Origin of the sequence: Microcoleus sp. D3_18a_C4 (genome assembly GCF_036702415.1) — a bacterium.
Lineage (GTDB): Bacteria > Cyanobacteriota > Cyanobacteriia > Cyanobacteriales > Microcoleaceae > Microcoleus.
This window is the reverse complement of the sequence record NZ_JAUBTI010000010.1, coordinates 14,747-27,384: the sequence shown is the minus strand read 5'-3', so window position 1 is coordinate 27,384 and position 12,638 is coordinate 14,747. Positions and strand designations below refer to the sequence as shown.

The window sequence follows — 12,638 nt, the reverse complement described above, 5'->3', positions numbered from 1 at the left end:
CGGTGGGTTTGGCGACGGTAGCAGCAGTAAAAATCGGCACAATTAAGGTAAAATAAAAGAGTGTACAATCAGTCTCTCTTTTGCTGAGATAGCTTGCAATGCCATCCACAAAAACTCTGCCGTTAGTTAAAGACTCGGAACGCCTAGAAAGTCGCCTCAAAGAAATTCCGGCGGTTCCTGGTGTATATTTAATGCGAGACGAGAGCGATCGCATCCTTTACATCGGCAAATCAAAAAAACTCCGAAACCGCGTCCGTTCCTACTTCCGCGAAAGCCAAAATCTCAGTCCCCGCATCGCGATGATGGTGCAGCAAGTGCGCGAAATTGAATTCATCGCCACCGACACAGAAGCGGAAGCTTTAGCATTAGAAGCAAACCTCGTAAAACAGCACCAACCTTACTTTAATGTCCTCCTCAAAGATGATAAAAAATATCCTTATTTGTGCATAACTTGGTCGGAGGAATACCCGCGCATTTTTATCACCCGCAAACGCCGCGCCGGTAGTGCAAAAGACCGCTACTACGGCCCCTACGTCGATACAGGGGCGCTGCGGAGTACGCTGCATTTAATTAAGCGGATTTTCCCGCTGCGGCAGCGCCCTCAACCGCTATTTAAAGACCGTCCTTGTTTGAACTACGACATCGGGCGCTGCGTTGGCGTTTGTCAAGGGTTAACTTCGCCGGAGGAGTATCGAAAAATCATCCAAAAAGTAGCGATGATTTTCCAGGGAAGGACTCAGGAATTGCTCGATATTTTAGAACCCCAAATGGAAGAGGCAGCCGAAGATTTAAACTTTGAAACGGCGGCGCGCATTCGCGACCAAATTAAGGGTTTGCAGTCTTTGAGTGCGGGTCAAAAAGTGTCTTTGCCCGACGATACGGTTTCCAGAGATGCGATCGCACTTGCGGCAGACACCCAGCACGCTTGCGTCCAGTTGTTCCAAATTCGCGCCGGTCAACTGGTCGGAAGATTGGGATTTATGGCGGAAATACCCTCCCAACCCAGGGCGGGCACGGGGGCACCGCCCCTACAATCGGGGGGGGAAGAGTTATCTCAACTTTCTCTTGCCTCCCCCCCAAGCCTTGGGGGGGTAGAGGCCGGAGCGATTTTGCAGCGGGTGTTGGAAGAACACTATCAAAATGTTGAATCCGTAGAAATTCCCAGCGAAATTTCAGTGCAGTACGAATTGCCAGAAGGGGAAATATTAGCAGATTGGTTGAGCAACCGTAAGGGCCGAAAAGTTACGATTTTGACGCCGCAGCGGCAAACTAAGGCTGAGTTGATTGAGATGGTGGAACGCAACGCTGAGTATGAATTGGCGAGAATGCAAAGATTGAGCGATCGCAATTCTCAAGCAATGGAAGATTTAGCAGAAATTCTCGATTTGCCAGAAGTTCCTCGCCGCATAGAAGGTTACGATATTTCTCACATTCAAGGTTCTGACGCCGTAGCTTCCCGCGTCGTATTTATTGACGGTTTGCCGGCCAATCAACACTACCGCCATTACAAAATTAAAAATCCTGAAATTAAATCTGGTCATTCTGATGATTTTGCTAGTTTAGCAGAAGTTATCGGTCGCCGATTCCGAGGATTGAAGGAAGAAGAAAAAGGGAAGAGGGAAGATGGATTTAGCGATTTAGAAGAACAGAAAGAACTCAGCAATTTATCCTCAGATTCTCCTACTATTTCCGACAAACCAGACTTAATTATGATAGATGGCGGCAAAGGTCAACTGTCAGCAGTTGTGGCTGTTTTGCGGGAGATGAATTTGCTAGAAGAGTTGCGCGTTGTCAGTTTGGCAAAGCAGCGAGAGGAAATATTTTTGCCGGGGGAATCTTTGCCACTGCCAACTAATTCTGAGCAGCCTGGGGTACAATTATTGCGCCGGGTGCGGGATGAGGCGCACAGGTTTGCTGTGAGTTTTCACCGGGATCGAAGAAGCGAGAGAATGAAGCGATCGCGCCTTGATGAAATTCCCGGATTGGGACACCACCGACAAAAACAATTGTTAGCACATTTTCGGTCGATCGACTATCTCCGTTTAGCGACTCCCGAACAGTTGGCAGAAGTTTCTGGGATTGGCCCGCGTCTGGCGCAGCAAATTTACGATTATTTCCATCCGTAAAGCCTTACCCAGCATCGGAGACGGGGATTTTCGGGGTGAGGGGGCGATCGGGCCGCAACCCCCGATTCAGCCAGTGTGAGGGAGGTCTTCAAAAATTTTGCACAGGCCTATTGCAATCCCCAGAGACTTGTGGTATATTTAGTTTCTGTGTGCGGGCATAGTTTAGTGGTAAAACTTTAGCCTTCCAAGCTAATTATGCGGGTTCGATTCCCGCTGCCCGCTTGCGTCTATAAAAACCTCAAACCAACGAGAAATCAACGGTTTGAGGTTTTTTATTGCTCAGAATACGGCTAAGTCAGGGGTCTAGTTGACTAGAAAATGGAGACAATTTGGATACAATTTGCCTCGTTTGGATACAAATTGGATACAATCCATGCCTAGACTGGGTTTGAGCCGTACTCTTCCGCTAGAAGTCCCAGAATAGCGTTGATGTCAGCCAAGTCCGCCCTAGACTTTTTGCGTTTGGCTTTCAACCGATTGAGTAAGTCGGCTGGCTCTGGAAATTCTGCGATGACAGTGGCTGATTCTTGTTTTAAAGCAAAAAGTTCACCCTCGACTTCCTCCCGATCGGCGCGCTCTGTCGCAAGTTGCGATCGCAATTCCTGTACCTCTTGTCGGAGCTTGTTGGTAATGTGGGCGCTGAATTCTAGAAGCTTGGCATACTCGGCCTGTAACCTCTGATTCTCTGCCTTTAAGTTACCTAACTCTATCTGTAACTCTTCATTCCTTGATTTTAAGTTACCTAACCGTATCTGTAACTCATCATCTGTAACCTCGCTAGGCTTGAGCAATTCAGGAGAATCACTCAAGCCCTCAGTTTTCCCGGCAGTGCCTCCCGCAACGATTCCAAGGATTCTTGCAGTGCCTGCACCTGCAACTCTAAAGCCGTCAACCTGTCCGAGTCCTCCAACACCCTAGCGGTTACAGGGAGGCTGTCTGTAACTGCGCGTGCAACCCCTAAAGCATTTGTCTCTGTAACTTCTGCAACCGCGTGTGTAACCCGTGGTTGAGGGAGAGTATTCAGAGACTTTGCAATCTCTTCGAGCTTTGCCGTGCTTAGCTCAGAGGTTTTGCCCGCATACTTCTTATGTAACTTGCCCGCCACCTTTCTGTAACCGTACCAGTAATCCCCGCCCTTCCCCGATTCCTTGCGAACCGTGTAGGGCTTGTTGCCCCCCACAGGCTCAAAACGGAAAGAGCTAATCGATTCTAACCACGCCTGACCTTTGGGGGAATCTAGCTCGAATACCTTGCCGTCCTCTGCCTCAACCATGCCCTGTACTACCGATGGAATTGCCACAAGTTACCTACCCGTTACATATAGTTCTATGTAACTAATGTAGGTAACTTACAGGTAACTGTCAAGAGTTACACAAAACGATTCTCTATCTCAACCGTCCTTTGCACTACCGCTGGAATTACCACAAGTTACCTACTATAGTTACAGATAGTTCTATGTAACTACAGTAGGTAACTTACTTCAACCAAATTGTGTATCAAGCGTCAGAACTCGCCATGAATGTTGCTACCACGAATAAGAAACCATTGGCTAGAGCTTATGGCTCTTACTAAAAGCCCTTCCTCCAAAGTTTTTTTGCTGTCTGCCAACAAAAATTGACGAGTAATGCCGTCTGCTTCCATTATTGCTTTCACTGTTTCAACGGGAACAAACCCATTCTCCTCAAATTTTTGTTTTGCCTCGTCAATTAGCCTTGCGCCTTCCGCTAGAGCCTTAGATGAAAAATTTTTAGCACACGCCAATTCTTTTGGCGTCACCGCCCTACCGTGTCCCATCATCGCCTTACCTCCATAACATTCCTTCAGCTTATAATTTCTAGTTCCTCTGGCTTCATCCATGTTGTGAGAGAGCCATCAGGCTTAAGACACGCAATCTCGAAGTATGCGTCCATACTGTGAACTCTTAGCTCTAACCCTTCATACTGTTCGGCATATTTAGGGTCGCCGACATATTTAACTCGCGTACCCTGCAGAAATCCTGCTTTAGCCAAAAGTTTAAAGTTTTGACGTTCACCAGGGGTCAAAGCATTTTTAACTTCATCCCTCAATTTTGCTTTTGCCTTACCCTTCAAAGCTTCCTCAACTTCCAGGGCGAGCAGTCGGTCAAAATTTGCGATCGCCTTTCTGATTTCTTGAGCAAATTCGTGAGGTTCGGTAAGGTAACTCAACAATAAATTCTCTGATTTTTCAGAAGGTGGTGAATTTGTTACCACAGTTACCACAGTAGGCTTTAAAGCCTTATCTGGTAAGGGTTCGGACTGTGGTAAAACCGTTACCACAGTAGTACCACAGTTACCACAGTCAACATCATTTACTGTGGTAACTGTGGTAACGGGTTTTTGGGTACTGTGGTAAGGGTTAGCCCGCTCTGTGTCTAGGTTCTGATGTACTGTGGTAACTGTGGTTGTGGTTAAAGTTAAAAAAGCAGATTTTTTAACTGTGGTAACTTCGCCGTGTTTCATTTCTTGAAGTTCAGAAAACCACTCGCGAACCGTTTGAGCGGTCGGCCGCTGTTTTATGTGGAATAGGTGTTGAGCTTCGCGGGTTGAAATTTTCCCCCCTTGCCGTTCTGCGGCCTGCATAATTTTCATCAGATTTGGAGCGAGCGCCGTCTGATCGCTAAATTCTGTGTAGAGGTTGACTATCTGGTCAGCCGTAAATTTCACAAATTTAATCGCCGCCTCCACCGCACTTCGGGGAATCAGTAGATCGACCTCGACACCGTTGACAACAGAATTAATGGTGTGGATGATGGCGGCCATCTTACCGACCTTCTCAGGCATCTTGCCGAGCATCGCCCGTGTACCTTGCCTCGGTTCGGTTTCCCGCTGTTTTTCTATTTGTCGGTAGAATGTGGCGAAAAGTTTTTTAGCATCGCGATCGAACTCCATCTCTAACTTAGGTAGAGCATCTATTTTTTTGTAGAGCGAGCTCAGAATGTGGGTTGTGGTATCGGGTAATTCTGTATCTTCATCTGGCAAGTCTGAGGCCGCTAAAGGTTGAACCACAAAATCGAATCGAGCAAATTTGCCGTTTGAGTCGCTGCAATCTTTCAAAAATCCTGCAAGCACTTCTGGTTGAATGGTTCCAAACACGCTTAACAGTAGCCCGTCTAAATCTGCTGCTACTCCTTTAGCTCGCAGTACCGTAGAGCCTGTGCCGTTCCAGAATTCGAGCAAGTCTTCATCGTCGCTCCCCTTGCCACCTCGATATTGGTTAGTAGATTTGAACAAGCTTGCTAGTTCGTCACATCGGTATGTTAGGGCCTGATCGGGATGTGCCTGAACTTGGTATAAAATCCCCTCACCCGTAGTCTTTGAAAAATGATAAATTCTCTGGCGCGGCTCTTTGGGGGCGGGGCCCTTATCTTCTCCTTTTGTATTTTTCCAAGCTGCGTACTCCTTCTCGTAATCTGCAAAGGCTTCTTTGTATTCCTCGCGAGCCTTGTCCTGTAAAGGTTTCATAGGAAGCGTAAGCATCGCTCGCAGAATTGGAGATTTTTTTTGTGAACTTTCAGCCACAATGCCGGCGAAGTAGTTGGGAGTGCATCGGTAGTTGGTATCGCGTCGCAGCAAAATCTCAGTGCCAACCTTAAACAGTCCTGATACTTGAGTCAGTAGCGCCGCTAAGTAACATTCAGGTTTTAGGTTTAGCTTGCCTGCTAGTTTCTCGATCGGCTCTGCTAGTTGTGCCGGCAAAATTTCTGAGAGTTCGATTTTTGATTGCTTAATTTCCAGCAACCGCGCAACTTCAGCCGCCGTATCTTCCCGGTTGACTTCTTGCTCTAACTCTTGCTCGCGGTCGCGGTAAATTTTCCAGATATCAGCAGAGTTGATGCGATACTTTTGAGCCAGCTCAGAAATCTTAAGCTGCACCTGAGATTTCTTGAGGTCGGAATCCAGCAGTTCGTCAATTTCTTTGCCTAGCTCAGAAAGTGAAGGAATTTGAAACTGCGTCGGTCGGATAACATTTGCTGTTGCTTGTGAAGTCGGAGCCGGGGCCTTAAAAACTTTCTTCTCTCCAATCGCCGCTTTTATGTCATCGGCTGAAAGTTTTCTGTCTTGAATCCAATCGAAAACATCTAGACCCTGACTTTTTTGTGGATTTTCCCAAGCTTTAGATTCTGGGTAGCAGTAGAGCCACAGAGCATCGGGGAAGTGTTGGGCGATTTTCTCAGCATCCTTAAGTCCTGGTTGGTCGCGATCAGGGGTGATGACAACAACCGCGCCCTGTAAATCCAGAGAGTCGGTCTGGGAAAACTTACCCATCCCGCCGAAGCTGGTAGTGGCGGCCAAACCTAAATCCCAAAAAATGTCAGCGCACTGTTCCCCATCGACTGTGAAAATTAGTTGACCTTCTGCTTTTGCCTTTTGAACTTCCTGATATCTGTAAACTGGGATGCTGGCACGGGCAACATCGCCTAAGCCTTTTTGCCATTTAGAACCGTCCCAGTGTTCTTGCCAGATTTTCTTTTTACCTTCGCCATCATCCACACGAATCGCACGAACCAACGGGGAGCCGTCGCGGGCGGGGTAGGGAAAATAGCGAGTTTGTTTGGGTCGCGCTGGTTTCTTTTCTTGTGGGCGGGCATAGAAAATTTTGCCGTCCTTGTCTGCTTTCGATGTCGCTTCCCAACCAGTAGCGGGCGGTTGGTCGCGGTTGCAGACTGACAACTCACCTATGGCGTAGCACCAGTCAGGTTTGCCACAGTGCGGGCAAGGGTTAGATTTGGAAACTTTGACAAGATTGCCACGAACACTTGTAACTTGACCACCGATCGGAGTAGAATTGTTGTACATGAATTTAGCTCGCCCTGAGCGAGTTTGATTGCAAAAGCCGTTCTTCGTTGTCGCCAAACTTCAAAGAGAGCGGTTTTTTGCTGTGTGTATAGTTTTAAGCCATTAGAGAATATAGGCGACTGGCTTTAGTCGCCTATCCTTGATTGCAGGTGGAGGAGTAGGACGGAATGTGGAGACATGGTAATCCTTGCTATCAGCCACTGCGGTCTTTAGCCATGTCATAAGCGCGTTTCTTACTTCCCGGATGGGTGGCACATCGTGGATTTTTCGTTTTAGAACCGCGCGTGATTTGATTGTACCAAGTGGCACCGACACATGACGCTGGATGTTGGAGATGTAGCCCGCTACGTTGCGTAATGTGGGTTGACGATGAACATACATTGAACACTACCCGAAACCCTATGGGTTTCCGACAAAAACATATGTGTTGGATACCTATCCAAAATCACTACTCCTTTGCTTGGCGGCTACCGATCGCCCTGACCCCCCAAAACGGCATCCCACGGTCGAGGTTGTGGTTCCCCTGGTGTTGGCGGGACTGCTACCCCGAGCTGAGGCAATTGCAATTCGTTGAGGTAGTAGGCGTACTGATTATCCTCCCCCCGTTGCGGGTAGAACTTGCCGTTAGTTTTCCAGAAGAAGTCCTTGCCTCGCAGAACAGCCAATACTGACTCTATTTCTGACTTAGTACCAGTCAATCTTAGGGCTGCTGTTGTTGGGATGTTTGGCTGTTTAGTCATCACTTTCCCCTTTTACAAACGGCATCAAAAATTCATACTCAGCCTTCGCGTCCCGGTAGGATTGGCTACTGCCGGCTGACACTCCCCAAACTTCTTTAAGGATTTTATTCTTGCCGGTGATGCCCTTCGCGTGACATTGCAGAATCAGTTCGATTTGTTCGCGCTGTCTAGTGGATAAATTCACGACTGCGAGTTCGCCAGAATCGCCAGAAGTCTGGTTCAGTAGCAGTTCTAGTGATTCTCTTATCGAATCGAGTTCTGCCTCTTGTTCGTCGGTTCGTTCGTTTGTTGCCAGAATTTGTTCTGCTTCCTGTTGTCTTTGTTTCTGAGAAATGTATACGCTTGTCGAGATTTCATCCACCACATCGGCAGTGATTGCCCGCTCTTTGATTGCCTCAATCTCCCCTTGTTCGGCCAGTCTGCGGGCGATATTACCCGCCGATACTGCACAAGCAATCGCAGCACACAGACTCACCCCTTGCAGCGCTTTGTGAGTGTCTAGCGTTTTGTCTAGCGCTGCTAGTGGAACCAACCACAGCACGACAGAGGACGCACTCAATACAAACAGTTTTAGCTGCATAGAAACACCCCCAAACCAATCAGCAGCATAGCTAAACCGCCGATTAAAAGCGCTTGTAAATCAGCCACTGAAATCTTGAGCAGTTTACTCAGGGAGTAGTCAAGTAACCAACTCAAACCCCAAGCAGTCGCAATCGCTGCTAACAAGAATAAAACGGCTTTCATTGCCATTGGATGCAGACTCGCTATCCACCCCAAAAGGGAGAAAGCGACGCACCCGGCAACGAAGTAATTTGCCAGATACATCGCTTTCATTATTTTTTACCTCCTAACACGGCATCCAACGGGCGAGGCTGAGGGGTAGGTAAGGCGGGGGGACGGAAATTCTCCAAGGTATAGGAGCATTGGTTGCGCCCAAAAGGGGAATTTGATATTTCCACAAAGTGGGTAAGGTCAAAGGTGAACCCGTTAGCTCGTAAAGCTTCTACCAATTTCTTCACTTCTTTTTTGTTGCCGGAAAGCCACATATATTCCATTAGCTTGCGCCTCCGGTCAGTTTGGCTTTAATTTCATCAATCCGAGTCCTGGCGTCGGAGTCAGCTTTATCAATCCCTAAACCCAGTCGTGCATAGCCGGGTCGGAGTGCGTGTAACTTTTTCGCCAAACCAGCGTTAGCGCGTATCTTGCCTAGCTCATTCTCAGCAACCGCACCCTCATATTTGCGGTGCTCTTTGTGAACTGTTTTGTCAGCCACTTCAATCTTGGTCAAAGCTTTGTAAGCGCGTTTAGACTGCCGTGCACCGTCTGTTTTCTCCTTTGCCAAATCTTTCATTGCGTCCGCTTCTTCCTTCGTGAAATAGCGCGGGGCGGGAACTACGGGAACACTACGAACGGAGTCAAAATTACCAGGATTTGATGGCGTTATAACGCTTGTGTCAGTGCTTGCCAAGACTTTTGACTTGTCGATTGCGTGTCCGCCGTCGTTGCTGGCAGTAAGTTTTCCAGCATCAGAATTGCCGCCAAAAAGGCGTAGTTGTAAGCTCATAATTTTGTCCCGATTTGAATGTTGATGCGAACTGGGGAGGGAAATAAATTCAAGGGATTGATTTGTCGCCACATAGACATTGCCAGCACAAAAACTCCCGCCGATGCGAGTACGAGTGCGATGAGTTGAGAGAAGTCAACCCAGTCTAAAAAGCTGGTGGAATTCTGGCGGGTAAAACCACAAACAGGGAACGAACCGTCGTTAGTCCAATCTAGGGTGTCTACAGTGTCTACACTTTTTGTGTCAAGCGGTTCAGATGTCGCGTCTATACTGTCTACGTTTATGCTGTCTACACGGTCTACATTCACTGTGTCAAGCGATTCGCCGTCAACGAGGTACAGTTCTAGCAGTGCTTCCCACGTAGCAGTTTTGCTGAGTTTCCCGAACTGTCTGGCGTCTTCATTAGTGAAGCCACGGTCATAGGCGATCGCCTTAAGTTGGTCAATGCGACGGTAGCTGACGGTAGGCTTAGTCATGGCAAAACCCCGTCAACTCAATCATTAAGAGTTGCGATCGTCCGTTAGGACAATCGGCTGAAAGTGGCATAATTTATAGGCTCCAAACGTTGTACAGAAACGGTTTGGGGAAGTCGTGGTTTGGCTAGCATTGCAAGTGCTCGTCAACCGCGCAACAATCTTCCTTAGTTACTCACGATTGCAGACTTCCCTCCCCTTGTCAACACAGGAAGTGTAAAGTTTTGTTTCGCAAAAGTTGCCCCTAGAATCAACATCCTAACAACATCAAAGCGGGCGTAAATGCTCCAAAATCTTGCCGTCTAAATACACAGCATTAATTACCCTTTCCGACGTATCACACCACTTAGCAACCACCGCACTCGGTACACCCTTGCCAACCTGTTCACTAATAAAAGTATCCCGGCAAGAGTAAGGGGTAGTAGTCTTAGAACCCTGTTCGTGTTGCCTGGTTTTTTCAGTAATCGGGTCAACCAATTTATGCCATACCTGCTTACTGAAATTGTTGTAGTTAATCGCCCCGCCCTTAATAGGTGATGGAAAAACCAACCTATCCTTATCAGTCAGGTTTTGTGGCTTGATACTTTTCAACAACTGAACCAGCTCTTGATTGCAAGGAAATTTACGCCGTTTGTTGTTTTTACTGCCGTCAACCCTTGTCTCCTTACCGCTTGGGTGTTGTATACTCCCGTTGAACACAATGTGAGAAAAGTCAGTAGCAATGTCAGACCACCTCAATCCCACAGCTTCAGATGGACGGCATCCAGTTAGCAGCCAGAACCGCACCATCGGGTAGTAAAAACACAACTTTTGCCCGGTTTCTCCCCTCCCATTCCAAGTACCTCTGTGGTTCTTAAAAGCCTCCAAAACCAGCTCTTTTTCTTGTGCTGTAAATGCGTTCGGTTCCGGGTCACTTTCCCAGTTATGTTTAGGCAGTTCCGCTGCCAGCCCTTCAAACGGGGATACAGTTAAACCCTTAACAATCTTGAACTTAATCCCCCACTTTACCGCTGCATTTAGGTGAGTCAAAATCCTTTTAGTCATGCTGTTAGTCGTATCCTCCAACAGCCACGCGCGCACCTGCAAAGCACAGTCCTCTGAAAGAGGCTGGTAGGGGCAACGGTCAACATAACTTTGAATGCCCGTCACCAAGTAATTGAAAGTTGTCGCTTTGAGCGCTGGTTTCTTGAACTCCAAGTATTTAGCAAATAACTGAGTCAGCGTCAGTTCCGGCTTAGGCTTGATTGTCTCAACCACGGTCAAGTGAGTCTGTGGCTTGTACTTCTTGAGTGTGGGGTCAAACCGCTCAAACTTGATGTCAGATTCAATCAACTGTGCCTTAGCTTCTGCCAGTTCCCAGTTCTCAGGGGTATCGGCTAGATTTAGGTACAGGAATTTTCGGTTTCCCCCGTAAAGATGTCTAGGCATTTGAAGGCGTAATCTCCCTTCATTGGTCTGAACAACGACAGAGCCTTTTTTTGCCTTAAACGGTGGCAGGTTAGTCATGGCTGATTACCAACTCAACACCATCACAATACACCTTTTGGATACAGATTGGATACAATCGTCCGACACCTACTAAGGCAAAACCTGCAAACCCTTGCGCACAAAAGGATTGTCAGTGCGAGTCCGCTAGCCTTCCAAGCTAATTATGCGGGTTCGATTCCCGCTGCCCGCTTACTTCTATAAAAACCTCAAACCAACGAGAAATCAACGGTTTGAGGTTTTTTATTGCCTAGAATAGGGGTAATTTGGGAGCCAAACTGAGTATCAACTGAGTATCAACTGACTACGGTTTGACGAGAAAACGACCAAACTGAGTATCAACTGAGTATCAATTGAGTATCAAGTTTTGACCCTAGTCAGCCCTTCCCCCCAGAATGCCTCGCTTCCAGTAGTAAGTCAGGGTTCCCTCACAAGCAGTTCTAGAATCCCCTCGATGTCTGCGAGCGATGCGGTAGGTTTCTTAGGTTTCATGCCCTCGACTTTCTTTTTTTCGTACTTGGCCATTAACTGATTGAGCAAGTCGCCCGCATCGGGTAAATCTTTGCTGGCAGTGACTGATTTTTGTCTCAGGTCGGAGAGTTCCGTCTCAATTCCCTCCCGATCGGCGCGTTCTGCTTCGAGTTGCGATCGCACTTCGGCTAATTCCCGTTCGAGCCTGTCGGATTGTTCAGATGCTTCTGCAATGGTTTCATCCTTCGCTGCCAGTCGAGAATTTAGCGTCGCGATTTCCTGATTCCTTAATTTGATGAGCGTATCGCTTCTTTCCAAGCTCCGACGCAAGATTTCGATTTCTTCCTCAATCAATTTGCGATCGGCGCGTTCTGCTTCTAGGTTGCTTAACTCATTATGCAACCGTTCTGTAACCTCGCTATCTACTTTAGGCAATTCCAGAGAGTTACCCGACTCGAACTTTCCCGGCAGTGCCTCCTGTAACGCTTCAACGGCTTTTAGCAATGTCGCTACCTGCAACTCTAACGCTGTTATTCTACTTTCTGCAACCTGTTCTGCAACCTGTGAGACTTCTGCAACTTCTGCAACTTGTTCTGCAACCTGTGAGACTTCTGCAACTTCTGCAACCTTCTCAGTCCGTGGCACTGGGGGCATCTCCAAGGCTTCTGCAACCTCCTCAAGCCTAGCCACAGTGACTTCTGAGCTTTTACCTATGTATTTTTTGCGTACCTTTCCTGCAACCTTTCTGCAACCGTACCAGTATTCACCGTTCTTACCTTCTTTGCGGACTGTGTAGGGTTTGCCGTCTCCTGTGGGTTCATATCTGAAAGAGCCGATCGACTCCAACCATGTGGAACCCTTGGGGGAGTCTAGCTCGAATACCTTGCCGTCCTCTGTCTCTATCAATCCTTGCATCACCGATGGAATTGTCATAGGTTGCGTACCAAGTTGCCTAACTACTT

The 12,638-nt window shown here is 47.7% G+C and carries 13 protein-coding genes and 1 tRNA gene; 2 read left to right on the top strand and 12 right to left on the bottom strand.

Translation table 11 applies throughout. From position 1 onward, the window contains the following. The first annotated feature begins 98 nt into the window (after positions 1-98). Positions 99-2,126, top strand: a complete 2,028-nt coding sequence (uvrC, locus tag QUB16_RS07595) for an excinuclease ABC subunit UvrC (RefSeq protein ID WP_333315252.1) — start codon at positions 99-101, stop codon at positions 2,124-2,126. Between the two features lie 151 nt (positions 2,127-2,277). Continuing rightward, positions 2,278-2,348 (top strand) — tRNA-Gly (locus QUB16_RS07590). A gap of 155 nt (positions 2,349-2,503) precedes the next feature. Here QUB16_RS07590 and QUB16_RS07585 read toward each other — a convergent pair. The 12 genes from QUB16_RS07585 to QUB16_RS07530 all read right to left on the bottom strand — a co-directional run bounded on the left by QUB16_RS07585 (position 2,504) and on the right by QUB16_RS07530 (position 12,609). Continuing rightward, positions 2,504-2,935 carry a hypothetical protein gene (locus QUB16_RS07585; protein WP_333315250.1) on the bottom strand — a complete coding sequence of 144 codons (432 nt, stop codon included), beginning with the start codon at positions 2,933-2,935 and terminating at the stop codon, positions 2,504-2,506. Further along, positions 2,932-3,426 carry a hypothetical protein gene (locus QUB16_RS07580; protein WP_333315249.1) on the bottom strand — a complete coding sequence of 165 codons (495 nt, stop codon included), beginning with the start codon at positions 3,424-3,426 and terminating at the stop codon, positions 2,932-2,934. The genes QUB16_RS07585 and QUB16_RS07580 overlap by 4 nt, the downstream gene beginning before the upstream one ends. A gap of 203 nt (positions 3,427-3,629) precedes the next feature. Then, positions 3,630-3,923: a hypothetical protein gene (locus QUB16_RS07575; RefSeq protein WP_333315247.1), complete on the bottom strand. Its 294-nt coding sequence runs from the start codon at positions 3,921-3,923 to the stop codon at positions 3,630-3,632. A gap of 23 nt (positions 3,924-3,946) precedes the next feature. Beyond that, on the bottom strand, positions 3,947-6,943 hold the full coding sequence (locus QUB16_RS07570) for a DUF3987 domain-containing protein (protein WP_333315245.1): 2,997 nt from the start codon (positions 6,941-6,943) through the stop codon (positions 3,947-3,949). 467 nt (positions 6,944-7,410) lie between these two features. Then, positions 7,411-7,683: a hypothetical protein gene (locus tag QUB16_RS07565; protein ID WP_333315244.1), complete on the bottom strand. Its 273-nt coding sequence runs from the start codon at positions 7,681-7,683 to the stop codon at positions 7,411-7,413. After that, entirely contained in the window at positions 7,676-8,263 is a 588-nt protein-coding gene (locus tag QUB16_RS07560) for a hypothetical protein (protein ID WP_333315243.1), read from the bottom strand. The genes QUB16_RS07565 and QUB16_RS07560 overlap by 8 nt, the downstream gene beginning before the upstream one ends. Continuing rightward, positions 8,254-8,517 (bottom strand): hypothetical protein, encoded by a 264-nt coding sequence (locus tag QUB16_RS07555; RefSeq protein ID WP_333315242.1) that lies wholly within the window; start codon positions 8,515-8,517, stop codon positions 8,254-8,256. The genes QUB16_RS07560 and QUB16_RS07555 overlap by 10 nt, the downstream gene beginning before the upstream one ends. Beyond that, positions 8,517-8,738, bottom strand: coding sequence for a hypothetical protein (locus tag QUB16_RS07550; protein ID WP_333315241.1), 222 nt, complete (start codon positions 8,736-8,738; stop codon positions 8,517-8,519). Before QUB16_RS07550 ends, QUB16_RS07555 begins: the two co-directional genes overlap by 1 nt. Next, complete coding sequence (locus QUB16_RS07545; protein WP_333315239.1) at positions 8,738-9,247, bottom strand: hypothetical protein; 510 nt, start codon at positions 9,245-9,247, stop codon at positions 8,738-8,740. Before QUB16_RS07545 ends, QUB16_RS07550 begins: the two co-directional genes overlap by 1 nt. Continuing rightward, a complete protein-coding gene (locus tag QUB16_RS07540) occupies positions 9,244-9,723 on the bottom strand; it encodes a hypothetical protein (protein WP_333315238.1) in 480 nt (159 codons plus the stop codon). The genes QUB16_RS07545 and QUB16_RS07540 overlap by 4 nt, the downstream gene beginning before the upstream one ends. Positions 9,724-9,987: 264 nt before the next feature. Beyond that, positions 9,988-11,226: a tyrosine-type recombinase/integrase gene (locus QUB16_RS07535; protein ID WP_333315236.1), complete on the bottom strand. Its 1,239-nt coding sequence runs from the start codon at positions 11,224-11,226 to the stop codon at positions 9,988-9,990. A gap of 396 nt (positions 11,227-11,622) precedes the next feature. Continuing rightward, positions 11,623-12,609 carry a hypothetical protein gene (locus QUB16_RS07530; protein WP_333315235.1) on the bottom strand — a complete coding sequence of 329 codons (987 nt, stop codon included), beginning with the start codon at positions 12,607-12,609 and terminating at the stop codon, positions 11,623-11,625. Between the last annotated feature and the right edge of the window lie 29 nt (positions 12,610-12,638).

Coding starts and splice junctions, on each gene's coding strand:
- uvrC (WP_333315252.1), top strand. CDS start 99: ATGCCATCCACAAAAACTCTGCCGTTAGTTAAAGACTCGGAACGCCTA.
- QUB16_RS07575 (WP_333315247.1), bottom strand. CDS start 3,923: ATGATGGGACACGGTAGGGCGGTGACGCCAAAAGAATTGGCGTGTGCT.
- QUB16_RS07570 (WP_333315245.1), bottom strand. CDS start 6,943: ATGTACAACAATTCTACTCCGATCGGTGGTCAAGTTACAAGTGTTCGT.
- QUB16_RS07565 (WP_333315244.1), bottom strand. CDS start 7,683: ATGACTAAACAGCCAAACATCCCAACAACAGCAGCCCTAAGATTGACT.
- QUB16_RS07560 (WP_333315243.1), bottom strand. CDS start 8,263: ATGCAGCTAAAACTGTTTGTATTGAGTGCGTCCTCTGTCGTGCTGTGG.
- QUB16_RS07555 (WP_333315242.1), bottom strand. CDS start 8,517: ATGAAAGCGATGTATCTGGCAAATTACTTCGTTGCCGGGTGCGTCGCT.
- QUB16_RS07550 (WP_333315241.1), bottom strand. CDS start 8,738: ATGGAATATATGTGGCTTTCCGGCAACAAAAAAGAAGTGAAGAAATTG.
- QUB16_RS07545 (WP_333315239.1), bottom strand. CDS start 9,247: ATGAGCTTACAACTACGCCTTTTTGGCGGCAATTCTGATGCTGGAAAA.
- QUB16_RS07540 (WP_333315238.1), bottom strand. CDS start 9,723: ATGACTAAGCCTACCGTCAGCTACCGTCGCATTGACCAACTTAAGGCG.
- QUB16_RS07535 (WP_333315236.1), bottom strand. CDS start 11,226: ATGACTAACCTGCCACCGTTTAAGGCAAAAAAAGGCTCTGTCGTTGTT.
- QUB16_RS07530 (WP_333315235.1), bottom strand. CDS start 12,609: ATGACAATTCCATCGGTGATGCAAGGATTGATAGAGACAGAGGACGGC.